This is a genomic window from Salmonella sp. NW722 (genome assembly GCF_051702785.1).
GTDB lineage: Bacteria > Pseudomonadota > Gammaproteobacteria > Enterobacterales > Enterobacteriaceae > Salmonella > Salmonella enterica.
The window spans coordinates 82,062-106,798 of sequence record NZ_JAMMIN010000010.1 but is presented as its reverse complement, the minus strand read 5'-3'; the positions used below and the strand labels follow the sequence as shown (position 1 = coordinate 106,798).

Genomic DNA, 24,737 nt, shown 5'->3' with positions numbered 1-24,737 from the left:
ATTTCGCACTTCGAAACGATCCAACGAATATACAGATAGTATAACAATCCCTTCCTGCTGAATTGATTCAGGTCAGGCCAAATGGCGGTAATTTATACACAAAATGCTGGCCTGGCTCACTTTTTAACAATCAATTATACAAGCTCGAACTTCCTGCCTTCCCTGGGGACGACTGAACAGGGATCCTGATGAATAATGACATCTGAACCCGGAAAACGCCGCAAAATCGCCTGCTCTACCTGGTCAGCCACAAAATGCGCCTGAACGAGCGGCAGATTATCTTCCATTTCCAAATGAATCTGAATAAAGCGAGTCGGCCCTGACTGCCGCGTGCGGAGATCGTGCGCGCCGCTGACTCCCGGCCATGACGTCACGATATCAATAATTTCCTGTCGTTCCGCATCGGGCAGCGCGCGATCCAATAATGACTGCACCGCCTCATACCCCATACGTAACGCGCTATACAAAATATAGATGCCGATACCTAACGCAAACAGGGCATCCGCACGATGCCAACCGTACCAGGATAACCCCAGCGCGATAAGAATCGCTCCGTTCATCATAACATCAGACTGATAATGAAGCATATCCGCCCGTACCGCCTGACTTTGGGTCTTGCGTACCACCCAGCGCTGAAACGTGACCAGTATAATAGTGCATATCAGAGCGATGACGGTAACGCCAATCCCCACGCCGGGGTCGTTCATTGGCGTCGGCTTAATCAGATTCTGGATACTGGTCAAAAACAGAAACAACGCCGAACCGGAAATAAACATACTTTGCGCCAGCGCCGCCAGCGACTCCGCTTTACCGTGCCCAAACGTGTGTTCATCATCTGCGGGTTGCAGCGAATAACGCACGACCAACAAATTCGTCAATGACGCGGCAATATCCACCAGCGAGTCCACCAACGCCGCCAGAATACTCACCGATCCCGTATACCACCACGCAAAAATTTTGATCAAAAGTAACGCTGATGCCATCGCCGTTGCCGCGATAGCCGCCCGGCTAACCAGCCGTCCATAGGTTTGATTCATAAATACTCCCGCTATCTTCTGCCGGTAGTATAACGGATGGTTTAAAACAGTAAGCTAATAACAGAATGACAAACTGGAGATAAAAAAAACCCCCACATCATGTGGGGGAAGACAGGGATGGTGTCACAAAAAAGCACCTAACCTGATGATATAAATGGATTTATGTCAACCGCTGTCCACATAGCGTCCACATCGATCATAAATAAGCCCCTCAACTGAGGGGCTATTTTTGTGATCACATCCACATAATTTGCTGCCCTGACGGCAACGGGTGCGGCCTTACAGCGTGGACTTCTCCCGGCTTCACGATGTATCTCTGTACCGACTCATAGGTGATGAACGTGGCGCTGCAATTCACGTTCTGACACTGGTGATAACGCTCTTTTGTCGTGTCAGTGATATAGCGGCTTGTACGCGCATGTGCGGCATGCTGGCATAAAGGACAATGAAACATCGCGAGCACCTCTTCCGGTTTTGTTGATGTTGCCATTTTAGTTAATTTATCCTTATAAAACAAACAGATAAAATAAAAACATCACTCATCATCTTCTGTTTCGTACTCCACATCAGAAAGCCTGACCTCAAGCTCCAAGGACGTCGTGAAGCCGCTATTATTCAGAAAATGTGTCACCTTAGTGATTGTCCAGTCCTGCTCGTCTATGACGCGCTTAAAGCCTGACACTTTGACCGGCGTTTCCGTGTAAATATCTGCCCGACCAGTAGCCAGGCTGATGGAGAACTCCGCAACGCCCCGTTGCAGTTTGTCCCACTTCGCCTGAGCGGCGCGCATAGCCTGCGCTTTTGTGGCATATACCGTGGTCAGGGCAAAAACGTTGTCAGCTTCACCGGCCATGTATTCACCTTCGCGCGCTTCCGGTACTTTTGGCGCTTTCTTCTGCGTGACCGGTTTCGCTTTCGGGTGCTCCAGTGCGCGCAGGTGTTTTTCTTTCTTTTTGCGTTTCAGTTTTACCTTCTGCTTTTGCGGCTTCGGGTCTTTGGTGTGTAACCACTTTGCCGTTACACCGGTATAGGCTCCACGGTCAGCAATCGCAAAATGATGGCGGTCGCCGTCGCTGCGGGTGATGGTAATCTGCGGGATTTTTTTACCGCTGGCCGTCACCCCCTGCCCCGCTTTGAGAAACAACAGTTTTCCCATTTTTACCGACACCTCACCGCCGTTGCGTTCTGCAAGACGGGTCAGGAATTTCGCATCAGACTCCTGCGACTGGTCGATGTGCGGGATTTTAATTCCTGCCAGTGACGGCGCGACACTGGCTTCCAGCCTGTTACGGGAGGCTATCGCCTCAACAATCGCACCGAGCGTGGTGTCATGCCATGAGCCTTCCCGGCGGGAATTGAGCGTCCCGCGAAAATCTGCACTCCGGGCACGGATGGTGACCACATCCGGCGCGCCCCGGTGTTCAACCTCATCAACGGTAAATTTCCCTTTGCATACCAGGGCAAAACCTTTCCAGCCGATATACACCGTCAGGACAGCGCCACGAACCGGCAGCCCGACCTGCCCGTCGGCATCGTTCAGTTCAATATCAAGCTGGTCAGCCTCAAAGCCCCGGTTATCCGTCAGGGTCATGCTCATCAGACGGTCACTGATATTGCTGGTAATATCCCTGCTGTCGAGCATCAGCATGTAATCCGGCGTCAGCGTACTGCCTGCATCAAATGTCAGCGCATCCAGCATTATCCCGCCCCCGTCATACCCGTGAATTTAGTCGCCATACTGCCAGCCTTACCGATGAGCGACTCCGCCTGTTTACCGATATCGCCATAAAGCGCGGCCAGTGATTCATCAACGCGGGTGAGCGACAGCGTAAAATCAATTTTCCGGGGTGTGCCGTCTGCAAAGAAAATACTCCCTGTTTCACTCACCCTGCTGATGACATACATGCCGTAAATCATGCCGGTACCATCCAGCAACGGCCACGCCCGGCCTTCCTCTGCCATCAGTCTGAGCGTGGTCATCGTCAGCTTGCCGCCGGTCAGTTCGGGATAAAGCACACCGGCAAGCGTCATGTTTTCCTCACCAACGCCGAGAAACTGGTAGGCATCCCGTTTACCGATACGGGAATTTGACGGCCAGCGATAATCTGATTCACGCTGCATGGTCTGGTGTGGCAGCGTCTGGCGCATAAAAACAAACATACCTAACGCGAGCATCATTTTTCGTCACCTCCTTAACCGTCATGCATCATGCTGGCACGGGCGCGCGCACGTTTATCCCGCTCGTATTTTTCGAGCGCATCCTGTAACTGGCGGTCAAGCGGTGTCCCCGGCGCAGTACCGCCCGTCAGGTTGATGTGATATTCGTTTTTACTCTGGTCCACATAAGAGCGGCCAGCCGGTGCCGTGACCGGCTGATAAGCCTGATAACCTGCATAAGAGCTGGTCGCCGGAATATAACCACCGCTGCCATACGTGGCGGCTTGAGTTCTGGCGGCGGTCTGGTCAAGTGTGTCTGACTCTTTGTTGATAACACCGAGTTTTTCCAGTACCCAGTCAATACCACTGCGCAGTTTGTTGAACGCATTAAGCGGCAGCATCAGCGCGTCAGCCAGTGCCTGCCCGAACATGACGCCCGTGTCACGGCAACGGTTCAGGGTGTCCTGGGTAGCTTTGACCGGGGCAATCAGGTTTTTAAACCACTGCCACGCGGCCTGTAACTTTTCACCCAGCCAGTCAAACACCGGCTTAAGTGGCGTGAACAGTTCCCCCACTGGCGCAAATGCTGCTTTCAGCCCTTCAACCACACCGCCAAAGAATGCGCTGACAGGCTCCCAGTATTTACGGATAAGCAACGCCCCGGCGACAATGGCGGCCACCACAGCCACAATCGGCCAGCTAATCGCCCCGATGGCCGTCATAACAGCACTGCCAACCGTCGTGAAGATTGCCCCCATTGCGCCTGCTGCCGCGATGATGGCATTAATGCCGGTGATAACCGGCCAGGCTACGAGGCCAATGGCACCGATGACACCAATCAGTGCCAGTGCACCACCGGCAATGATGCCGATGGTTGACGCCAGTGATTTGTTTTTCTGGATCCAGCCGTCGAGTTTTAACACATACTTTGTGGCCGTCTGCGTGAGCTTACGCAGTGCGCCTTCCTGCTGGTCAAACAGGTCTGTCCCCACCGCCTCATAAGCGGACTGAAACTCCTTAAAGTCACCGCCGAGGTTATCCTGCATGATTTTAACCAGCTCTGCGGTCTTTCCGTCTGAGGCTTTAAACGCAGCGGTCAGTTTGTCCAGCTTTCCGGTTGAGGCGGCAGTCATCAGCACGGCGGCGGCTGAACTGGCCTCCTCCCCGAAAATGGTTTTCATGTATTCAGCCTGCTGGGCAGTACCGAGCCGGTTTTTCTCAAAACTGGCCTGCATTTCTTTCAGAATGGTAAATATTGGTCTGGTGTTTCCCTTACTGTCTGAGGTTTTCACTCCAAGCTCTTTGAGTGCATCCCATGCTTTTCCCGTCGGTGCCTGCAGGCGGCTTAACACGGCACGGCTTCCCGTCCCCGCCATTGAGCCTGTGATTTTTGCATCATGCAGCGCCCCGACCATTGCGGCGGTTTCTTCAATGCTGACACCGGCATTTTTTGCCACAGGTGCGGCATAGGTCAGCGCATCGCTCATGCCGTCAAAATCGGCGGCGGTTTTGTTCATCGTCATGGAGAGAACATCCCCGATATGAGCGACCTTATCGTTTGAAAGCTGAAAGGCGGATTTCATCCCCATCAGCAGGGCGGCGTTTTCTTCCATCGTGCGGCGGTTCGCCAGCGCCATATTCAGCGTGACCGGCGTTGCCGCCTGAATGGCATCAACATCCCCACCGGCTTTTGCAATGATAATCTGCGCACCGGCTGCATCATCCGCTGAGGCAGCGGTATTGTCGCCGAGCTGGCGCGCCTGTTTGCGTAGCGCGGCCATTTCGGCGGAATCTTTTGCCACACCGAGCACGGCCTGCAATTCTGAGTTTTTCTGCGCAAACTCATAACCGGGCATCAGCAGCTTAACTCCGGCCATCGTTCCCGCCGCCGCAATCCCCACACCGGCAGCGCCCACCGAGGCCATATTTCCGGCCAGTTCCTTTCCGGCCTGATAACGCTGTTTTACTGCGTTAAGTTTTGCCTGTTGCGCACTGACACGCGCCAGCGCGTCGCGCTGACGGTTAAGTTGTGCGGTGGTTTCACTGATACGGTTTTTCAGTCCCTGCTCATCATGTGCAAGATTGCGGGTATTAATTCCCACAACGGCCAGTTCCCGCTGCTGGCGTTTAACGGAATCCGTCAGGCGGTTATATTTCGCCTGTAAGTCCTCCGTCGCACGCTTTGCGGATTCCAGCACTTTCGCCTGAACACGGGTCGGTCGTTCGGTATTTTTAAACTGTGTGGCAAGGGCTTCAGCTTCCTGCCGTGCCTTTTCAAGTGCATGACCAGTCACGGCGAGCTGTGCACTGGTCTTGCGAAATCCCTCAATACGGGATGCCTGACCGTTCAGCTCGCGCAGTGATTTTTGTGTTTCCCGGATATCCCCCGACAGCGACTTACTCGCTGTGCGGATGGATTTAAACGGGCGGGATGCCTGGTCAACAGCCCTGAGCAATACCTGTAATTTTACATTGTTACTCATTCGTGTTTCCGCTTCGCCGGAGCGCCTTTTCGCGCCATGTGATGAGTTCGGTCAGGCTCATGGGATACAGTTCTGATGGCGGCCAGTGAAATATCACTGCCACATCCGCCATCAGGTCATCGACCGAGAGATTTTTCGGGAACGTCACTGCACCGAGTTCGGCGACAAAAAACCGACCACCTTACCGGCCAGCGCCACAAGGTCAGGCAGTTCCAGTGCGGCGACCTCCTGCTCGGTCAGCATCGGTGCCGTCATGCGCGGCAGCACTTTAATCAGTGCATCGACTTCGGAGTTTGCGACCGCAGCCAGACTGACACCGCGCAGCGTCCCGGCATTAGGTTTCATCAGCGTGACCTGTTCGATAACCTGCTCACCACGCTTGACCGGATTGTCCAGGGTAATCACATTTTCTTTGTTCATGGTTTTCTCACTTCTGAATCGGGGTTAACCGGTCAGCCAGGCTGACCGGATGAAAATCACAGGCCGATATTGCGGCGGTGTTGCTCCAGCCGGTCGACGCCGTTCACCTTCTCAATCATGTTGATGGTGTCGATTTCGACCAGCTCCTTACCGTCCATCGTCAGCCGGAAATAGGTGCAGACCACGGAGATTTTCGACTCAGTGTCTTCTCCCTGTTTACCCTCGCCGGTGTCGATTTCTTTCTGACGTCCACGCATGACCACTTCGACGGCCACCGTTTCGCCGGTATCGTCACGCTGGTAAGAGCCTGCAAAACGAATCGGCACAGCATCCACACCGGTTGCGGCGTAAAGCTCCCAGATAACCGAATCCGGGAAGCCACCGAGCGACCACTCCATTGACAGCGCATCGTCATCAAGACCGAGGTCTACCGGTGCGCTGCCGTTCATCCCCGCACCGCGATAGTTTTCGAGCTTACGGGTCAGTTTTGGCAGCGTGACGGACTTTGCAACGCCCTGATAGCTGTAGCCGTTCAGAAAGACGTTCATTAACTTGAGTTTGCGCGGCATTGCCATCGGTCAGGCTCCTTAATTGCTGTTAACCGAAGTGACCAGATTTGCCAGGTATTTATCGGTAATACGCTGGCGCAGGGTCAGGTTTTCGAGAGGAGGCACCGGTGTATAGTCGTAGTCGATATACAGTTTTCCGGCCTTGAGGGTTTCCGCATCGTTGGATTCTTCGCTGAACCAGCAGGTCGCATCCACGATATAGCCGTTTGTTTTCAGCTCACGGAATTTGGCATTAATACCGTCAACGATGTCGCGAATCAGCGTTGCAGTGATGGGCTTGTCCACCGCCCACATGTGCGCCTCAGCCATCGTGTCGGCCAGCACCTGCGCGGTGCGGGTGTAGTTTTCAAAGAGGAACAGCGGGTCATCAGAGCAGGTACGGTTACCCCAGAAGCGGAAACCGTCACGGCGAATCAGCGTTGTGACGCCTGACTCGTTAAGCAGGTCAGCATCAGTACCGGACTCCTGCAAATCCCAGAATACAGAGGCGCTGATGCCGGTAACACCGTTCACCCCGACATTGGACAGCGTTTTATGCCAGCCCTGCTCCTGGTCGATTTTAGCGCGCAGCCCCAGCGCACGGGCGGTGGCATACGCGGTGGCGGTGGTACTGGTGACCGTATCCCATGCGAGGAAATCCGGCCAGATGACCATCAGCTCACGCTGGCTGAAATTCTGACGGTAGGCTTTCACCTCGGAAATGGTTTTACAGCCCCATGCGCTGATATACCCGAAAGCGCGCAGCTTCTGACAGACTGATGCCAGTGCTACAGCCACCTCTTTGGTATCCAGTCCCGGCACACCAAGAATACGCGGTTTAACACCGGTTACCGACTCCGCCGCCAGCAGGGCTTTCAGTCCGGTGTACTGACCGTTTTCGTCAGTGGTGCCGATGATATTGGAAACGGTCTGCGCAAGTTTCGTTTCTTCGTCGTCGCCGGTGCCGTCCTCCACGCGCACAACAACGGTGACCGGTTTTGACTGGTCGGCGATAGCCTGCAACGATGCCGCCAGCGTGCCTTTTTTACCGGCCTTTGCAATTGCGCTCTGCACATTGGTAATCAGCACCGGTTTATTGAGGGGGAAGGTTTCCGCATCCGCATCGCTGGCCGTGCAGACCATGCCAACAATGGCAGTGGATACGGTGGAAATGACGCGGGTGCCGTCGTTAATCTCCAGCACCTGCACGCCGTGATGATAGTCACTCATCCGTTTAACTCCGTGGTTAATGGGTGAGTGGTATTTTCAGTTGTGCCGGAGATGTCAGGCTATTTGTCCCGGTTGGCTAAGGGATGACACAATTTATTCTTTGTCGCTGATGAGGGGAATTTCTTATAGAGCGTGGACAGGCCAATATCAAAAATCAGCGCCACGCGTTGACGAGATTCCCCCGCAGCCAGCAACCGTCCGACCTGCTCCCACTCACTCGCGGTGAGTTTCGGACGTCTGCCACCAATACGACCTTTGGCTCTGGCCGCTTCCAGTCCGGCGCGTGTCCGCTCGACAATGAGTTCTCGCTCCATTTCAGCCAGGGCACCCATCACATGAAAGAAAAAACGCCCCATCGGCGTGCTGGTATCAATAGCATCCGTCAGACTGCGAAAATTAACACCGCGTTCGCGCAGTTCCTCAACCAGAATGACCAGATGCCGCATACTACGCCCCAGCCGGTCCAGCTTCCAGACCACCAGTGTATCCCCCTCCGATAATGTCCTGAGCAGTTTTTTCAGTCCCAGTCGGTCGGACTTCGTGCCGCTGATTTTATCCTCAAAAATAAGCTCACATCCTGCACACTCCAGCGCGTTACGCTGCAATTCCGTGTTCTGGTCATTTGTTGACACGCGTACATAGCCAATAAGCATGAGCATCCCCCTGAATAAAAACCGGAGATGATGCCAGTTGCCCGTTATCTCTGCATTTTCATAAACGTTGGTTTAGGCGAAACGATAAATCTGGCTGCGGGCGCAGTCCAGAAAACTGGCGATGAGATGAACGGGAAGTTAACCCTGCCACAGACATCTTCCTTCGGCGTGAATACTAATAACACACTGGGCGGTAGTTCCATCGCTATCGGTGATAACGATACCGGGCTCAAAGGGAACGGCGACGGTAATCTGGCATTTATGGCTAACAACGTGCTGGCAGGATATTTTAATGAAAATGAATTGCAGCACAGTAAAAAGATGCTGACTAAAAATTTTCAGGCTCTTGTTGATAATAACTGGCCGGAGGGGGCGGGGGGATTTTCTGGTCAGTTAAGCAGTGAAGCACCGTTTAGTGTACCAATGGTTCACCGTCAGAATAATGATAATAATTTTTTCCCGCTCCTGAAAGGAAAGGTCTCACTGGAGTCTGGCTATCCTGTAGCCGCCTCTTTCGGAATATTAACTAGTGGGAATACTAATTTCCCACAAATTGCAATTCACGCGAAAACAGACTTTGATGTTAACGATAAAATATGGGTATTTGATGTTGCAACCGGAGAATTTCGCGCGCCGGGCAGGATTACAGCTACAGAAATTTTATTGAGCGGTAAAAGCCGTGTTGCTCCTGATGGTAATTTATATGGTGATGTGTGGGGTGGCTGGCTGAATGACTTCCTTAATAACAATTACAACCGCAAAAATACTGCCAGTCTGGGTGATTATGGATGGGTTCGTGACGAAAGCACCGGGTTTATAATGCAATGGGGGACACTTGGTAGCTCAAACGGAACCTACAATTTCCCGCGAGAGTTTCCGGCATCCTGCTTTGCTGTATTTGTCACCAACAATAATCAGCAGGGGGGGGCGGTGGATAACGCGTTTGGATATCCGGTGAGTAAAAGCCAGTTTTTTGCCGCTACAAAAGATTCATCGAGCAGTAATCATATAAATAACTACCCTGTAGCCTGGTTTGCGATTGGGAGATAAAATGAGCGATTATTATTACAGCTTTAAAGAGAAAGGTTTTTTCTACAAGCCGGATACCGAATCGGGAGATTGCCCGACTGATCTAATTCCTCTGACTGATGAACACTACCATGAACTTATGCAGGGTCAGGTGGACGGAAAATATATTGAGCACAGGAAAGGAGGCCCAGTACTGGTTGAACATCGCGAATATACGCCTGAAGAACTGGTTGCACAGGCTGAATCCAGAAAAGCGGAACTCCTTGCCGGAGCAGAGTCAGTCATTGCGCCACTGGCACGGGCAGTAAAACTAAAAATTGCCACAGATGAAGAGATTAAACGGCTGGACGCCTGGGAGCTCTACAGTGTACTGGTAAACCGGGTGGATACCTCAAATCCTGACTGGCCGGATAAGCCAGCCAGCCAGTAGTCGTTATTGTGGTAATTCAGGCCACCTGATTTCCGTGAAGGTGGCTGAGTCTTTCACGCCGCTCAAATCCAGCGTTTTAAGCGCCCTGATATACGCCATCCATTTAGTCAGGCTGGCCTTATCGTCGTCACTTATTTCACCCAACGCCAGTTCGGTTCGCCAGTCGGCAATGGCGCTGTTAGCGGCATCCAGTAGTTTCTGTCGGGTGGTTTCGGCCTTAGCCTGATAATCCACCGGAACGGGTAAAACCTTACCATCCCTGTACAACCATGAGCCATCACCACGGCAATCATCAGGACAGTCAGCAGCGTCTATTTCCGCAACAGACATATTAACCGGCCACAACATTGATACAGAATATGTGTTGCCACGTTGCGGGACTGGCTTATTAACAACACCCCAGATAACCCCTTCATGGTCGTACATTATTTTTGCAGTATCATCAGAAAATAATGACTGACACTCATACCAGTCCTGTCCGTCGTCTGACTTCAGAAAATATGCACCTATATTTATTTCGGCCTGAGTTTTCCCCCTGTTTACAGGCGCGTCAGTCAGTCTGAAATTTTTGATATTCTGATATTTTTTCATTATACCGTTCCCCCTTGTACGGTATACCACTGATTCCCGACTCGTTTTTGCAAAGGCGCATAATTAATACCATCAATATTTTCGCCCTGATAATCTTTCCAGACGGAGGTAACTACATATCCGGGAGTGTTAGGCCATGACCCTGCATTGTTCCAGGTAGTCACTGATGTGCCGGCCCCTAACTGAACATCTAAGACGAGATTATTATTAATCCAGGTACTTAACCAGCCATTTCCCCATAGCGAACCAAAGATATCACCGTTATTCTGATAGATGGCCCCGCCTGCACGCAGTACGTTAGCGGTGATATCGCCATTGACCGTAAACAGGACTGAACCATCAGGGTTTCGCTGGCTGTATAACTGCCATCCCTGATCATCATCCAGTTCAATTACAGTGGGCCTGTTTGCGTCGCCCCATAAGTTAAACGTGGCTGTCATTGTCGAATTATTATTACTCGTTAGTGACAGTTTTTTTTCTTTGCCTGCGCGAATAGCTCCCAGAACCATCATTTCACCGGGAGCGACACGAACGGTGTGCTGGTTGTTCGCGTATGTATCCAGTATCCCGTCACCGTTCTGTTTAAAACCGGTATCGTTATCACCGAGTACAATTGAATTACCGCCCAGTGCATTGTCAGTACCAATGCTTAACGGACCGTTTAGCTGTCCCCCTGTAATCGGCAATGCACCCACATCACCGGCTGTTGGTTTCATCAGACTACTGTAAATTGTATATGTCTGACCGCTGGTTGAGTTTCCCGGCTGTACTGATGAATATTCAGGCGTACTGTGCAACGTGACATTTGCATTACCGGTGTAGTCATATTGCGCAATTAACCAGTACGCATACTGGCCGATATTAATATAAATATCGTAGGTGTCGCCTGATGTATTAACCCATGCGACCTCGTTAGCCGCAGCAGGCGAGCGTCTCCACAACGTGGCAGTTATTCCAACAGGTGAGCCATTACCGGCACGCAATACCAGTTCGCTGATTGCCGCCTGTTCAGGTGAACCAGCGTTAAACCCCGCCCCACCGTACAGTTTAATCACCGCTGTTGATGTAGCCTGCGGCATTACAACCGTGGCGATTTTGAACCAGCCTGATTCACCAAGTGTAATGGTAGTCGATGTTACCGCGCCGATAGTTCTCGCAAATTGTTTTTTGTCCGGAATATCGCCGCCATTCTGCGATTTTTGCAGTGCACCCGCAGCGAGATTTATCGTTTCTCCTAAACCAAGGTATGCGAGAAGACCGGCAACATCCTTTCCACTCAAATGAGTCAGCGTCTCATCCAGTGGCTGCTTACCTGACAGCGCATTGTTAATGGTGGTGCTGAATTTCGGGTCATTGTTAATGGCTGCGGCAATTTCTTTCAGTGTGTCCAGCGTGGCTGGCGCACCGTTAATCAGAGCGGTAATAGCGGCCTGAACAAACGCAGTGGTCGCAATCCGCGTGGTGTTATTTCCTGCGGCAGGCGTCGGCGCTTTTGGTTCTCCGGTAAATGTCGGATTATGTTTCTGCGCATACTGGGTATGAGGATCCTGTGCGGCAATGTGGTTTCTCATCTGGTCATCCACATACAGCTTTAATTCCAGGACTTTATCATCCACGTATTTACGGGTCGCCAGTACCACCGACGGGTCGATTTTCAGCGTGATGGCTTCGGTATTCGTGATAACCAGAATCATGCGGATAGTCTGGGTACGACCACTGCCTTCCTGCAACTGCGGTTTGTACGTTTCCGGGCAGTTCGCCACCGCAATGAGTACGCCTTCATCATCATAAAGCCCAATCTCACGGATCCAGAATCCGCCCTCGTTCTCAGGGATGATTTGCTCCGCAATAATCTGGCTCTGGTTGTTCGGATCAACACTCAGAAGATTCAGCGGCGCGATGCGTTTCTGGTTAATCAGTTTTGTCTGTGCCGGGTCTGGTGTCGGCAAGACACCATTCGCATCACCAACGGCCATTTGCGTCAGATTCAGCTTACTGCCGAGCATCGTCGCGTTAGCCAGCCGTGCTGCGCCCTGATTAGTCAGAATGGCGTAGTATTTCACTGTCATGCGTTTACTCTCAGGTTATCAATTAAATGAATGGCCGAGGCCGGGAAATAATCCCCTCCGACAATAATGGCCTCCGGGGTGTAGGGATAAACCGTCAGGGCGTCGCCGTGATAGCATCCCGCACCGGCAAAAATGTTGCCGTTTGTACTTAAACTGATAGCCAGTCCCGTCAGATGGCGGCTTGCCGGTTTTGCATCAGCAACGAGGCGCTCCAGCTCCTGATACATTTCTTCGGTAATACCCTGCTCAAGCACGCCAACAACGATACGGAACGTCCCCGGATCCTCGTTGAGCTGCCACCACTCCCTTACCTCAATCAGATAGCCGAGCGGCTCCACCACACGCCGGATTGCGCCTATAGTGCCCTTATGGCAGTGAATGAAATACGCATCGCGGATAACAGCGCGTTTTGTCGCTTCCGGCCATTTATCATCCCAGCGGTCAACCGAAAATGACCACGCCAGCCACGGCAGCAGATTTGCCGGGCAGGTGTCCGGGTTCCACAGCTCACGAATACTGACCGGCGTTTTTTCAATTTCCGCACAGGCTTTTGCGGCGGCGACCTCAAGCGGTGATGAGCCGGTCGGCAGCAGTCGCGAATCACTCATCCGGGCCTCCGGTCACGACGCGGTATTCGGTACAGAAAGACGCCTGCGTATTGTTGAGCACGATGTCGGCCAGTGGTGCAGCCAGTTCGACACGCTGCACGCCTTCCACATGCAAAGCGGCATAAATGGCAGACAGACGGATGTCGCGCCCCAGCCGGTGCTGTGCCGTGATGTACGCTTCCAGCTTTTTCACGGCGGCGGCGCGGATGGGTTCGCTTTCGGGACCAGGGTAAAGGTAAAGCGTGGCGTTTATCTGGTATTCAACGATGGCGGCAGACTGCACGGTCACGCGGTCGGCCACCGGCCTGACGTCCTCGCCATTAAGGGCGTTACGCACCACGGCCAGCAGGTCTTCGGATGCAACACCGTTATTTTCACGTGACAGCACAGAGATGGTGACACAGGCCGGAGACGGACTGGTTACAGAAATATCCGCGACACGCCCGTCGGCACTGCGACCATGATACTGATAGGCACCCACCGACCCGGCGACGCTTAAACCTTCAAACGCCTGCTGAATACGCAGACGATAATCCGTGTCAGATTCCATCACTGCCGGTGTCGGCGGGATGGTCGAATCATCTGCCGGGGTGATAGTCAGGCGCGTAGTGTTGTAATTGGCACCAATCACATCAAGGTCATTACCGGCGGCACAGGCCAGCATCACCGCCCGTGCGGCCTCATTCACACGCTGACGCCAGATAAGCTCACGATAAGCATTTTCCTCCAGCAGTTTGACGAGAGGCTCAGATTCCAGCGTCAGGGTACGGGCGACCGCCTCCTGCTGGTCTTCCGGGTAAAGGGAAATCAGTGTCGCCTTGCGTTCGGCAAGAATGGTTTCAAAGTCCAGCTCCTCGACCACATCCGGTGCGGGTAGCTGGTTCAGGTCGATAATCGGCATGGTTTCAACTCACAGGGATGGTTAACGAAAGTGGCTGGCCGGTGTCGTTGTGCTGGCCGGTTAACGTGACCGTCATTCGCCCGTCAAAACTGCGCTCAGTGGTGACGGATGACAGGGTGACGCGGGGTTCCCATTTCAGCACCGCCATGTAACAGGCGACCTTAATCTGCAACTCAAGCGCCGGGGTCTGCGGCTGGTCAATCATTGATGCCAGCAACGAGCCGTAATCACGACGCATCACCCGTGAGCCGACCGGTGTGCGCAGGATATCGCCGATACTCTGGCTGATATGCTCAAGGTCAGTGACAGTCAGGCCATCACTGCGATTCATTCCGAGATAACGCGCTGTCATAAAGGACTCCCGGTTGTGCCGCCGCTGTCGCCGGGGTGTTTGTGGGTATGCAGTACCTTACCGTTTGATGAGAGTTCACCGCCGGTGTGTTCAATGTTGCCGCGCATCGTCCCGCCCTTCTGCACTTCCAGCGTGCCGGTAGTCAGTTTGTTAGTGCAGACCACTTCCGGTGTGTCCAGGGTGACACGGGTTGACGCTTTCACCGTGACCACCGGTACCGTGGCAGTAACAGAATCAGAAGCCGTCACGCTGGCCGTTTTAATTCCGCTTGCCGTGAGTGCACTGGTTTCGGGTTCATACTCAATCACCGCCCCGTCAGGGAAACGGATATGCAGGGCATCCGCCGACGCAGACGGCGCGGGGTTATCGCCGGAATAAATTCCCGGCAGAACGAACGCCGTGTCGAGTTCACCACCCACGGCCAGAATCAGCACCTGTTCCCCCACGGAAGGTGCCCACCATGTGCGCGAACGCCCGGCGCGATGGGTCAGCCACTGAAGCCAGTCGGTGCACATGCCGCCGGTCTGCACACGGCAGCGACCGGCGTTAAGGTCGGTTTCGACGACAAGGCCGGTGCGAATCATGTTGCGCAGTGCGCGCGCGAGTTCCTGAATATTTGCGAGAGTGTTCATAACGGGAAGGATGCCGCCGGGTCATACCGGCGGCAATGTGACGATGAGGTGTCGGGAATGGCACAACTAACGGTCGAGGTGAGCCAGGATAATCTCTTCAATCATCTGCACATCCTCACCGGTAAAGCCGAGCAGAGGACGCGCCGGATAATCAATTTTCTTACCGTCTTTCCGGTTTTCTTCCGACAGACCGAACTGATGCACACTGGCGATTTTCGGTGACTTCCCGCCGTAAAACTCCATTGATGCCTGCTCCGGGCTGGCGCGGATATGCAAAAAACGACTGGTGATAAGTTTCGCAAACATTTTTCGCTTAACACGACCGGTCTTTTTTCTGGCGCTCTGCTGCTGGCGTGGCACGTAGGGTGTGCCGTCCGGGGCTTTCTGTGCCATCACCCGACGCTGCTGACTCTGACGCAGACGTTTCGCCAGTTCGGCACTCAGTCGCCGACGCCCTGACGGTGACAGCGATTCAATCAGTCCGGTCAGCCGGTCTTCAAAACGCTTAAACTCATTCATCCCACTTGCTCACCAGTTCGCCATTGATATACAGCTCCACCGGGCGGGTGACCGGCTCCGGCGGCGTGGGTTCCGGGATATTCTTCACATGCAGCGCGCCGTCCACCTCACTGACCAGCGTGCGCTCGGTCAGCATCAGGCTGATGCTGATATCAAAGCTGCTGTCATTGTTGATGTCTGCATAAAACGTGAAACCTTTTTTCTGACCTTCGTCGGTGGTCATGATGTCGGGCTGATTTTCCCGCAGCCACGCCAGCACCGGCACAATGAGCAGGTCAAAATCACCGGTAAAGTCGGTCACAATGACATTGAGCGTGTAACGCTTTTCGAATGACAGCGACGTCGCCAGTGTGGAGGCAATACTCCCGTTATCCACGAATATCCGCAGCATATCGGGGTTAGTTTTCAGCACCGTGACGGCATCAGTCAGCGCCCTGCGCAGGCTGTCGGGTTTGAGCATCGTTTTCGTCCTGACAGTGTTTAATCATTTTTACCTGGCTGGCACAGCGTGCCAGCGCGTTCTCAAGCTGCCGGATATCGGCACTTAAATCGCCGTTCGTCTGCGGGTCACTGCCCGGCATCGGGCAAAGACTCACTTTCGGGCAGGCGTTGTGGACAATCACTGGCGTCGGTGCAGGCCGGGCGCTGGTGCAACCGGCGCACAGCATCAGGCAGGCCAGCGCCGTACCAGCGGCGAAAATCTTCGTTTTCATTCAGTAACCTCGTGATGGTTTTCTCGCGCTGTGCTTCACGCTTCGCGGCGTTCTCCAGTTCCTGACGCAGTGCCACCTGCGCCAGCTCGTTTTTGTCTGCTCTGGTGAGGGCAACATGAAGCTGATTTTTCAGCATGGTGATGGTCACCTGCTGTTCACTGGCGACGTTGTTCGCCCTGTCCAGCGAGGCGCGCAGGCTGGCGTTTTCATGCTTCGCCAGAAACAGCCCCGCCACCGCCAGCGATAACAACACGACCAGCACAATCATCAGCTTTGACATAATTCCCGCCCCTCAAGACGCTGACGACAGGCTTTACGTATCAGCCGGAAAAACAGCGACGCCACAAGATAAATCAGCGCGGTAAAAATCCACCCGGCAGCGACCAGCGAGATAAACGTCGCCACCATCACTACCAGAGCCGCCGCCCGTCTGCGCCACGGCACCGGCTGCAAAAACAGCGACGCGACAATCTTCACGGCCAGCGATTCCGGCGGCAGCTCCCGCCCGTAGCGTTCCAGTACATACTCTGTGGCATACACGCCGACACCACCGGCAACCACACAGATAACCGTCGTCAGAATCGCCCAGGCGGCGACAAAACTGACGGCCACGCTCTGCGGGTAAATCAGGGACAGTGCCAGCATCAGCGCCAGCGACACATTCAGCATCAGTGAAAGGGATAATTTCTTCATGGTGTTTACTCCGTTTAAGCCGGTACACCGCCGGCGGTACGCCAGACGGTGACCAGTTTTTCCAGTGAATGCTCACGCTGACCGTAACCGGCACCCGGCAGGGACGCCCAGATATTGCGACAGCGTGAAATGGCGCGCTCAATGCGTCCCGCCCGGATGTCATCCAGTGCACCGCGTTCGCGGATCAACTGAATGGCGAGCCTGTCCTGCGACAACGGACTGAAATCCGGCAGGGCAAGCTGTTTGCGGTAATGCGGCCAGAACAGGTAAAGCTGCTGATAGCGACCGGAGGCCGTGGATTTTTCACCGCGACGGTTAAACACCTTCGCCGGTCGGCCATGCGCGAACGGGTGGTCACTGTAGTCGGTGAATATTTCCGGCTTTCCGTCCAGTCCGGTGACTATCACGTCATAGCCCCGGTTTTTCGTCAGCGGGTGATTCGCCGTCCCTTCGGACACGGCCAGCATGTCGAGAAAGGCGGCGATATTCTGATGCGTGTTAATTACCGGCATTACGGTTTCCCCCTGCCCTTAAAGCGGCGCTGAATGGCAATCTCAATCACCTGATAACCGGCGATACCCAGCATGGAGCCGATGCCGCACACCGCAGGCAGTGACAGGTCAGGAAACTGCACCAGAACAACACCGGCAACCATCGAGACAAAACCACCGAGCAACATGCGCCCGATAAACAGACGCGGGGTGATGGGTTCACCACCGGCAAGCACCTTGCCGACAACAATCAGCACCCCAATCATGAAAAGCGACAGGACGCTTTTTTCTTCTGCTGTCATGCGTTACTCCCACAGATTGACAGTTTCAGCCACGGGCGCGGTCTGAACGTCGGGCAGTTCGACGGCGGTGCCGTGTGGCAGCACCGCACCCAGTTCAGCCAGTCCCGGATTTGCGGCGAGCACGGTCTCAACCACGCCCTCAGTGCGCCCGTAATACCGGACACAAATGGCGTCGAGCGTGTCGCCCTGTAGCGCAAAGGTCTTCATCAGATTTGACTCACGATGCAGCGTGGCTTGTCCTGGATACGCGCCACCGCCCAGCGCATATCCCGCCACAGTTCATCAATGGTGCTGTCAATGCTGTCAGCCTTCTTGTCGCCTTTCGCACTGGCATCCACGCCGCGATAACGCTCATAAAGCGACGCGGTCGCCATCGCACACACGGCGCGCTCGTAGTAAAAAACTTTGATGCTTTCACCGTCGATGTCGTCCGCCGGGACGTCCGCCAGACGCGTAAAACCGGCGGCAATTTTCTGTTCGCGGTACTCGTACAGCTCCGCATTCGTCTCCGCCATGCCTGACTTGATGGCCTCACGCAGACGGGCGGGGGCGACGGTCTGCTCAAGGCGCATACGTTCCCGGACGCGCTTCGGGTCGATATCGGGAAAAAAGAACGTGTTTTTAATCACCGGCTCGTCGCCTGCCGGTTGCGGGATGACCACCGTACCCTCACCGGACACGGGAGCCTCCTTTCGCGGAATAATCAGCGTCATCATGACTACCTCTGAAAAGTCGGGCGGTGGACGCCGGTGCAGTGTCAGGTGATTCACCCTCACTGACCGGCGTGCCGCCCTGGCGCGGGGCGCATTCGGTTGTTAACTGGCTTTCTTTTTCGGGCGTCCACGTTTTGCCGGTGCCACGCTCCGGGTCTTACGCGGGGCGCGGGTGGCCGCTTTTGGCTGCGGCTCCGGCTTCGGTTTCAGTTCCCGCTCCAGTCGTTCAATCTCTTTTTTGACGCCTGCCTGACAGTCGAGCTGTGTCGCACGTTGCAGGTGCGCCAGCGCACCGGCGGCATCACCACCGTCACGCAGAAACAGACCGGTAATTTTGTGCAGCTTTGCGCGCACTTCATCAGGCATGTCAGCCGTGGCGGTCAGTTCAAGGGTGTCCGTCAGCAGGCGGGGATCCACAGACTCACCGGCAGCGTGAGCGCGCATGGCCGCGAGCGCGACCTCCTCGGTGAACATGTACGGCGGGGTGCGGCGGTGTTTACCCGGCATGGTCAGACCGTACTTCAGGGCATAACGGGCAATCTCCAGCGCACCAGCAATATCGCCGGTATCCAGACGCCACAGCATGACCGTCATCAGAATGTCATCCTGTGCGCCTTTGCCCTGCTCCAGCACGCCGTTCACCCACGGCAACCAGAACGGCAGCAGTTCGCGTTTTTTCGCGGCCTTCAGCTCTTTTGAATAAATCGCTTTCAGTGTGCGCTGGTCTGCGGCCAGCTTGACCAGCATCTGCTCATAGACAGTTGCATGTCGCAGCGGGGCGGCGTCCCGCTGCGCGGTCATCGCTGCCGAGACCCGCATCATGTGGCGCTGTGCGGGACTCGTCATCGGTTACGCTCCCGGCTCTGCGGTCACTTTAGTCGGTGTGGAGAAGTCACCGACCTTAATTTTTTCCACCAGACAACCGGCGGCGTAGTCTTCCACCACGTAATCAATGTTCATTGACTCGTAGTTCTCCACGCGGTCGAGTTTCGGGTTTTCCACAATCACGCGGCGATGGCTGTCATCCATGTAGTAGATGGACAGGTTTTCCAGCTTCGTGATGAGCATCGCATCCGCCGGGAAGTACGGGACGCGTACCGCCGGCAGGTTACCGATGCGTTTCTGGCTGATAATGACGTCAGCGGCCAGCATCTCGCTGTTGTCCTGCTCCTTGTTGACGATGGGGAAATACTTGTCCGCCAGTAGCTGACGCCCCACAATCACCACAAGGTCAGGGTCTTCCTGATACCACGGCTCAATCAGGTTGTTGGTCGCATCCATCACCAGTGCATCGAGGCTGGCATAATCACCGCCCTTACCCACGCGGATGACCTCAGAGGTCGTGTGACCTTCCTCGTCAGTGACCTTGCTCATCACGCGCGCCGGGGCTTCATTGCGGTATTTCTGCAGCCAGCCGACCGCCACATCCTGCAGCATCGGGTTACTGCTGCGGTCAGAGGTTTCGGCACGCTTCACGCCGTTAAAACCGGCCATGATGAAATCAAGGGACTGGCGTTTGATAATGGCGTTACGGATACGGAGCTGGAAATCCTGATAACGCGCCCACAGGTCAAGCGTTTTGTAGCGGATATAAAAATCGAAGTTAATCTGGTCGCATTCGTACTTGTTTGACGCCAGCTTCGAGAAGTCCTTCGGCTGACGCTCGGTGCCACCGGCGGTGTCGGTGGTGCTGGCGATGGAGCCGGTGACACCGATGCCAATTTTTTCCCCTTTCATTTCGCTGACCGGCACAATGTTGATGCGGGTCAGAAAGTCAGAGGACTCCTGCATGGTGTTCATCAGGGTCTGGGTGACCGACGGTTCAACGGTGAATTTTTTCGACACATCACCGGCGTCGATGCCGTTCAGTTCGGCAACACGGGACAGGTAGGCATTAAATTTAAAGCGGGTTTCCTGGCGCATAGTTTTTCCTGAAATTAAGGGTTAATCGTGAAGGTTTTCCCGGACTGACTGACGCCGGTCAGCAGTTCGTCATCAGGGCGTCACCGCCACCACCGGTGGCCTTGCTGCGGCGCTGCTGGGTCAGACTTTCGGTGTGGTCGAGACTGTTTTTCAGGCGGGTGAATGCCTGGCTGGTTTCATCCGCCCTGTCAGTCACCTCCTGCTTAAGAGCGGAAAAGGCAGTTTCCATCTCAGCGAGGCGCTGCTCAGTGGCGCTCAGTTTTTCCTGCACATGTTCAGCAACAGCGGTCACCGCTTCATGCACGTCATTCAGACGGGCATCATCGCTGGCCTGTTTGCGGCCAAAAATGGATTTCACCTTTTCGGTCAGGGCGGTGAACACGGTTTCAGGCAGGTCTTCAAATTCCAGCTCAACAGGCGTTGCCACTGAAATCAGGTTTTCAGGGCTTAATTTGAAGCGGTTCAGAGGGTTATGTTTTGCCGTGCGGCAGAATTCCAGGTATTCCGTGCCGAGGCTTGCCGGGTCATCGGTGACGGCCAGCCCCACCAGATAACATTTGCCGGTGTTGGCAAAGTTCGGCTGAATTTCCATTGAGGTGTAGACCTTCTGCGCGGCCTTGTTCATCGCGATAAGGTCATCGGTCGGGGTGATTTTCGCAAACAGCGCCCATTTGCCTTTCAGCGCCGAATCATCGTCAATCTTTTCGGCCTTCAGTTCGACCACATCGCCATAACGCTTAAAAATACCGTCAGGCAGGATGCCGCGCAGATGTTCCAGGTTAATGCGGCAACCATAGACTCGCGGGTCAAAGGTTTCGGCCATTTCCTGAATATCCTGCGCACTGATGACACGCCCGTCACAGGTGTCACCCTCAACGCCGATACGAAAGAATTTTGAGACTTTTTTTGCCATTGTCAGGAGTCCTGAATAGTGATTAGAGGAGTCACATGTCGGCATCAGTTTCCCGACGATACGCATCCTCCGCCATCAGTCCCGGATGGCTTATCACTGACACAACAGCACCTTAGCGAATCGCGGGGCGCGACTCAGTAGCCTTGCCGTGTATTCATCACGGCGAGGTATTCATGACCATCACCACAGACACCACTCTTTTACACGACCCGCGTCGTCAGGCGGCGCTGCTGTACTGGCAGGGGTTTTCCGTGCCGCAGATTGCCGCCATGTTGCAGATGAAACGCCCGACGGTGCAGAGCTGGAAACAGCGCGACGGCTGGGACAGCGTTGCCCCCATCAGCCGTGTCGAAATGAGCCTGGAAGCGCGGCTGACCCAGCTCATCATCAAACCGCAGAAAACCGGCGGTGACTTCAAGGAAATTGACCTGCTGGGACGCCAGATTGAACGACTGGCACGGGTAAACCGTTACAGTCAGACCGGCAACGAGGCAGACCTTAATCCGAACGTCGCTAACCGCAACAAAGGCGGGCGTCGCAAACCGAAAAAGAATTTTTTCAGTGACGAGGCCATCGAAAAGCTGGAGCAGATTTTCTTTGAGCAGTCTTTCGACTATCAGTTGCACTGGTATCGCGCCGGGCTTGAGCACCGCATCCGCGATATCCTGAAATCCCGCCAGATTGGCGCGACGTTTTATTTTTCCCGCGAGGCGCTGCTGCGCGCCCTGAAAACCGGTCATAACCAGATTTTTCTGTCGGCCAGTAAAACGCAGGCGTATGTGTTCCGCGAATACATCATCGCCTTTGCCCGGCTGGTTGACGTTGACCTGACCGGTGACCCAATTGTCCTGGGCAATAACGGCGCAAAACTGATTTTTCTCGGCACCAACTCCAACACCGCGCAGAGCCATAACGGCGACCTGTACGTCGACGAGATTTTCTGGATCCCGAATTTTCAGGTGCTCCGTAAGGTGGCATCAGGTATGGCCTCACAGAGTCACCTGCGCTCGACCTATTTCTCCACCCCGTCCACGCTGGCGCACGACGCCTACCCGTTCTGGTCGGGTGAACTGTTTAACCGGGGACGCGCCAGCGCCGCCGAACGCGTGGAAATCGACGTCAGTCATAACGCCCTTGCCGGTGGGCTTCTCTGTGCGGACGGCCAGTGGCGGCAGATTGTCACCATTGAGGACGCCCTGAAAGGCGGCTGCACGCTGTTCGACATTGAGCAGCTCAAACGTGAAAACAGCGCCGACGATTTTAAAAACCTGTTCATGTGTGAATTTGTTGACGACAAGGCGTCGGTGTTCCCGTTCGAGGAGCTGCAACGCTGCATGGTCGACACGCTGGAAGAATGGGAAGACTATGCTCCGTTTGCCGCCAATCCGTTCGGCTCACGTCCGGTATGGATTGGTTACGACCCGTCACACCGTGGCGACAGCGCCGGATGCGTGGTGCTGGCACCGCCGGTGGTGGCCGGTGGCAAATTCAGAATACTTGAGCGTCACCAGTGGAAAGGCATGGACTTTGCCACCCAGGCTGAATCCATCCGCAAACTCACCGAAAAATATAACGTCGAATACATCGGTATTGATGCCACCGGCCTCGGTGTCGGCGTGTTCCAGCTCGTGCGCTCGTTCTATCCCGCCGCGCGCGATATCCGCTACACGCCGGAAATGAAAACTGCAATGGTGCTCAAGGCAAAAGACGTTATCCGCCGTGGCTGTCTGGAATATGACGTCAGCGCCACCGACATCACCAGCTCGTTCATGGCTATCCGCAAGACCATGACCAGCAGCGGACGCAGCGCCACCTATGAGGCCAGCCGCAGCGAGGAAGCCAGCCACGCCGACCTCGCCTGGGCGACCATGCACGCCCTGTTAAATGAGCCACTCACCGCCGGTATCAGCACCCCGCTGACATCCACCATTCTGGAGTTTTACTGATGAGCAAGAAAAAAGGGAAAACACCGCAGCCAGCGGTGAAAACAATGACCGCCAGCGCTCCGAAAATGGAGGCATTCACCTTTGGCGAACCGGTGCCGGTACTCGACCGCCGTGACATTCTGGATTACGTCGAATGCATCAGTAACGGCAGATGGTATGAGCCACCGGTCAGCTTTACCGGTCTGGCAAAAAGCCTGCGTGCTGCCGTGCATCACAGCTCCCCGATTTACGTCAAACGCAATATTCTGGCCTCGACATTTATCCCGCATCCGTGGCTGTCCCAGCAGGATTTCAGCCGCTTTGTGCTGGATTTTCTGGTGTTCGGTAATGCGTTTCTGGAAAAGCGTTACAGCACCACCGGTAAGGTCATCAGACTGGAAACCTCACCGGCCAAATATACCCGTCGTGGCGTGGAGGAGGATGTTTACTGGTGGGTGCCGTCCTTCAACGAGCCGACAGCCTTCGCGCCCGGCTCCGTGTTTCACCTGCTGGAGCCGGATATTAATCAGGAGCTGTACGGCCTGCCGGAATATCTCAGCGCCCTTAACTCTGCCTGGCTGAATGAGTCGGCCACGCTGTTCCGCCGCAAGTATTACGAAAACGGCGCACATGCCGGATACATCATGTACGTCACTGATGCTGTGCAGGATCGCAACGATATCGAAATGCTCCGCGAAAACATGGTTAAGTCGAAAGGCCGCAACAACTTTAAAAATCTGTTTCTCTATGCCCCACAGGGGAAAGCCGACGGCATTAAAATTATCCCCCTCAGTGAAGTGGCGACGAAGGACGATTTTTTTAATATCAAAAAAGCCAGCGCCGCTGACCTGCTGGACGCGCACCGCATCCCCTTTCAGTTGATGGGCGGCAAGCCGGAGAACGTCGGGTCGCTGGGCGATATTGAGAAAGTGGCAAAGGTCTTTGTCCGCAATGAGCTTATCCCGCTACAGGACAGGATTCGGGAAATAAACGGCTGGCTTGGCCAGGAGGTCATCCGCTTTAAAAACTACTCACTGGACACTGACAACGGCTGAACATCGCCGCCTGCGGGCGGCTTTTTTACACCCCGTCATCACGCCCTCACACGCTCACCACCGCACAAAACACCCCGCAGACACACCAACGCCCCGGCGCACAATCTAAACGCCATCACGACGCGCTCAGACGCTGAAAAAATAAAATCATCACCACCGCCAGCGCGCAGTGCTTTCCCCGCCTCGCCCGCCCGCTTCATGAGCCGGTTTTAATGCGGTTGAATTAAGTAATCAAACCCCCTTGGGGATTACCATACAAAAGAGTTAGAGACCAAAGAACATAAATGCAAATCCACGCACGCTATAGATACATGCGCTACCCTGATTGCAGGAAGCAATGACGCATGCGA

Annotated in this window: 32 protein-coding genes; 4 read left to right on the top strand and 28 right to left on the bottom strand. The window is 54.5% G+C overall.

Annotated features, from left to right (window positions below):
- Positions 1-134: 134 nt before the first annotated feature.
- From fieF to NA330_RS20945, 10 genes are all read right to left on the bottom strand, one after another.
- Positions 135-1,037, bottom strand: coding sequence for a CDF family cation-efflux transporter FieF (gene fieF / locus NA330_RS20990; protein ID WP_001077321.1), 903 nt, complete (start codon positions 1,035-1,037; stop codon positions 135-137).
- 235 nt (positions 1,038-1,272) lie between these two features.
- Positions 1,273-1,491, bottom strand: coding sequence for a prophage transcriptional regulator OgrK (ogrK, locus tag NA330_RS20985; protein WP_000468308.1), 219 nt, complete (start codon positions 1,489-1,491; stop codon positions 1,273-1,275).
- 81 nt (positions 1,492-1,572) lie between these two features.
- Complete coding sequence (locus NA330_RS20980) at positions 1,573-2,736, bottom strand: phage late control D family protein (protein WP_001747944.1); 1,164 nt, start codon at positions 2,734-2,736, stop codon at positions 1,573-1,575.
- Positions 2,736-3,215: a phage tail protein gene (locus tag NA330_RS20975; RefSeq protein ID WP_000978915.1), complete on the bottom strand. Its 480-nt coding sequence runs from the start codon at positions 3,213-3,215 to the stop codon at positions 2,736-2,738. Before NA330_RS20975 ends, NA330_RS20980 begins: the two co-directional genes overlap by 1 nt.
- Before the next feature lie 14 nt (positions 3,216-3,229).
- Positions 3,230-5,677 (bottom strand): phage tail tape measure protein, encoded by a 2,448-nt coding sequence (locus NA330_RS20970; RefSeq protein ID WP_001747943.1) that lies wholly within the window; start codon positions 5,675-5,677, stop codon positions 3,230-3,232.
- Positions 5,670-5,825, bottom strand: coding sequence for a GpE family phage tail protein (locus tag NA330_RS20965; RefSeq protein ID WP_000143830.1), 156 nt, complete (start codon positions 5,823-5,825; stop codon positions 5,670-5,672). Before NA330_RS20965 ends, NA330_RS20970 begins: the two co-directional genes overlap by 8 nt.
- Positions 5,822-6,097 carry a phage tail assembly protein gene (locus NA330_RS20960; RefSeq protein ID WP_001031303.1) on the bottom strand — a complete coding sequence of 92 codons (276 nt, stop codon included), beginning with the start codon at positions 6,095-6,097 and terminating at the stop codon, positions 5,822-5,824. The genes NA330_RS20965 and NA330_RS20960 overlap by 4 nt, the downstream gene beginning before the upstream one ends.
- 56 nt (positions 6,098-6,153) lie before the next feature.
- Positions 6,154-6,672 carry a phage major tail tube protein gene (locus tag NA330_RS20955; RefSeq protein ID WP_001251408.1) on the bottom strand — a complete coding sequence of 173 codons (519 nt, stop codon included), beginning with the start codon at positions 6,670-6,672 and terminating at the stop codon, positions 6,154-6,156.
- Positions 6,673-6,684: 12 nt separating this feature from the next.
- The gene (locus tag NA330_RS20950) at positions 6,685-7,875 is read right to left on the bottom strand and encodes a phage tail sheath protein (protein WP_001286716.1); all 1,191 of its coding nucleotides are present in this window, start codon (positions 7,873-7,875) and stop codon (positions 6,685-6,687) included.
- Positions 7,876-7,934: 59 nt separating this feature from the next.
- Positions 7,935-8,528, bottom strand: coding sequence for a recombinase family protein (locus NA330_RS20945; RefSeq protein ID WP_001747942.1), 594 nt, complete (start codon positions 8,526-8,528; stop codon positions 7,935-7,937).
- Positions 8,529-8,555: 27 nt separating this feature from the next.
- Here NA330_RS20945 and NA330_RS20940 point away from each other — a divergent pair, with 27 nt between their 5' ends.
- Positions 8,556-9,578, top strand: a complete 1,023-nt coding sequence (locus tag NA330_RS20940) for a gp53-like domain-containing protein (protein WP_095462199.1) — start codon at positions 8,556-8,558, stop codon at positions 9,576-9,578.
- A 1-nt stretch (position 9,579) separates the two neighbouring features.
- Positions 9,580-9,987, top strand: a complete 408-nt coding sequence (locus NA330_RS20935; protein WP_001747940.1) for a tail fiber assembly protein — start codon at positions 9,580-9,582, stop codon at positions 9,985-9,987.
- Positions 9,988-9,990: 3 nt separating this feature from the next.
- Here the strand turns inward: NA330_RS20935 and NA330_RS20930 are convergent, their stop codons facing one another.
- The 18 genes from NA330_RS20930 to NA330_RS20845 form a co-directional block, all read right to left on the bottom strand.
- Positions 9,991-10,608: a tail fiber assembly protein gene (locus NA330_RS20930; RefSeq protein WP_006678265.1), complete on the bottom strand. Its 618-nt coding sequence runs from the start codon at positions 10,606-10,608 to the stop codon at positions 9,991-9,993.
- Positions 10,578-12,647 carry a phage tail-collar fiber domain-containing protein gene (locus NA330_RS20925; RefSeq protein ID WP_001747938.1) on the bottom strand — a complete coding sequence of 690 codons (2,070 nt, stop codon included), beginning with the start codon at positions 12,645-12,647 and terminating at the stop codon, positions 10,578-10,580. Before NA330_RS20925 ends, NA330_RS20930 begins: the two co-directional genes overlap by 31 nt.
- Entirely contained in the window at positions 12,644-13,255 is a 612-nt protein-coding gene (locus NA330_RS20920) for a phage tail protein I (RefSeq protein WP_001747937.1), read from the bottom strand. The genes NA330_RS20925 and NA330_RS20920 overlap by 4 nt, the downstream gene beginning before the upstream one ends.
- Positions 13,248-14,156 (bottom strand): baseplate assembly protein, encoded by a 909-nt coding sequence (locus NA330_RS20915; RefSeq protein ID WP_001747936.1) that lies wholly within the window; start codon positions 14,154-14,156, stop codon positions 13,248-13,250. Before NA330_RS20915 ends, NA330_RS20920 begins: the two co-directional genes overlap by 8 nt.
- A gap of 4 nt (positions 14,157-14,160) precedes the next feature.
- Positions 14,161-14,508, bottom strand: coding sequence for a GPW/gp25 family protein (locus NA330_RS20910; protein ID WP_000127164.1), 348 nt, complete (start codon positions 14,506-14,508; stop codon positions 14,161-14,163).
- A complete protein-coding gene (locus tag NA330_RS20905; RefSeq protein ID WP_001747935.1) occupies positions 14,505-15,140 on the bottom strand; it encodes a phage baseplate assembly protein V in 636 nt (211 codons plus the stop codon). The genes NA330_RS20910 and NA330_RS20905 overlap by 4 nt, the downstream gene beginning before the upstream one ends.
- A 66-nt stretch (positions 15,141-15,206) precedes the next feature.
- Positions 15,207-15,659 carry a phage virion morphogenesis protein gene (locus tag NA330_RS20900; RefSeq protein ID WP_001001795.1) on the bottom strand — a complete coding sequence of 151 codons (453 nt, stop codon included), beginning with the start codon at positions 15,657-15,659 and terminating at the stop codon, positions 15,207-15,209.
- Positions 15,652-16,119, bottom strand: coding sequence for a phage tail protein (locus NA330_RS20895; protein WP_001747934.1), 468 nt, complete (start codon positions 16,117-16,119; stop codon positions 15,652-15,654). The genes NA330_RS20900 and NA330_RS20895 overlap by 8 nt, the downstream gene beginning before the upstream one ends.
- Positions 16,082-16,327 (bottom strand): Rz1-like lysis system protein LysC, encoded by a 246-nt coding sequence (gene lysC, locus NA330_RS20890; RefSeq protein WP_230855587.1) that lies wholly within the window; start codon positions 16,325-16,327, stop codon positions 16,082-16,084. The genes NA330_RS20895 and lysC overlap by 38 nt, the downstream gene beginning before the upstream one ends.
- Complete coding sequence (lysB, locus tag NA330_RS20885; RefSeq protein WP_001747933.1) at positions 16,227-16,652, bottom strand: Rz-like lysis system protein LysB; 426 nt, start codon at positions 16,650-16,652, stop codon at positions 16,227-16,229. Before lysB ends, lysC begins: the two co-directional genes overlap by 101 nt.
- The gene (locus NA330_RS20880) at positions 16,640-17,065 is read right to left on the bottom strand and encodes a DNZ54_00345 family protein (RefSeq protein ID WP_001747932.1); all 426 of its coding nucleotides are present in this window, start codon (positions 17,063-17,065) and stop codon (positions 16,640-16,642) included. Before NA330_RS20880 ends, lysB begins: the two co-directional genes overlap by 13 nt.
- A 14-nt stretch (positions 17,066-17,079) precedes the next feature.
- On the bottom strand, positions 17,080-17,577 hold the full coding sequence (locus tag NA330_RS20875; protein ID WP_001144101.1) for a glycoside hydrolase family 24 protein: 498 nt from the start codon (positions 17,575-17,577) through the stop codon (positions 17,080-17,082).
- A complete protein-coding gene (locus tag NA330_RS20870) occupies positions 17,577-17,858 on the bottom strand; it encodes a phage holin family protein (RefSeq protein ID WP_000123123.1) in 282 nt (93 codons plus the stop codon). Before NA330_RS20870 ends, NA330_RS20875 begins: the two co-directional genes overlap by 1 nt.
- 3 nt (positions 17,859-17,861) lie before the next feature.
- The gene (locus NA330_RS20865; protein WP_000846409.1) at positions 17,862-18,065 is read right to left on the bottom strand and encodes a tail protein X; all 204 of its coding nucleotides are present in this window, start codon (positions 18,063-18,065) and stop codon (positions 17,862-17,864) included.
- A complete protein-coding gene (locus NA330_RS20860) occupies positions 18,065-18,574 on the bottom strand; it encodes a head completion/stabilization protein (RefSeq protein WP_000988633.1) in 510 nt (169 codons plus the stop codon). Before NA330_RS20860 ends, NA330_RS20865 begins: the two co-directional genes overlap by 1 nt.
- 99 nt (positions 18,575-18,673) lie before the next feature.
- Positions 18,674-19,417 carry a terminase endonuclease subunit gene (locus NA330_RS20855; protein ID WP_001747931.1) on the bottom strand — a complete coding sequence of 248 codons (744 nt, stop codon included), beginning with the start codon at positions 19,415-19,417 and terminating at the stop codon, positions 18,674-18,676.
- 3 nt (positions 19,418-19,420) lie between these two features.
- Positions 19,421-20,494, bottom strand: a complete 1,074-nt coding sequence (locus tag NA330_RS20850) for a phage major capsid protein, P2 family (RefSeq protein WP_001747930.1) — start codon at positions 20,492-20,494, stop codon at positions 19,421-19,423.
- Between the two features lie 58 nt (positions 20,495-20,552).
- Complete coding sequence (locus tag NA330_RS20845) at positions 20,553-21,407, bottom strand: GPO family capsid scaffolding protein (protein WP_001085975.1); 855 nt, start codon at positions 21,405-21,407, stop codon at positions 20,553-20,555.
- A gap of 173 nt (positions 21,408-21,580) precedes the next feature.
- On the opposite strand from NA330_RS20845, the gene NA330_RS20840 reads away from it, so the two are divergent.
- Both NA330_RS20840 and NA330_RS20835 read left to right on the top strand, forming a co-directional pair.
- A complete protein-coding gene (locus tag NA330_RS20840; RefSeq protein ID WP_000156861.1) occupies positions 21,581-23,353 on the top strand; it encodes a terminase ATPase subunit family protein in 1,773 nt (590 codons plus the stop codon).
- Complete coding sequence (locus NA330_RS20835) at positions 23,353-24,387, top strand: phage portal protein (protein ID WP_000038188.1); 1,035 nt, start codon at positions 23,353-23,355, stop codon at positions 24,385-24,387. The genes NA330_RS20840 and NA330_RS20835 overlap by 1 nt, the downstream gene beginning before the upstream one ends.
- Positions 24,388-24,737: the final 350 nt, after the last annotated feature.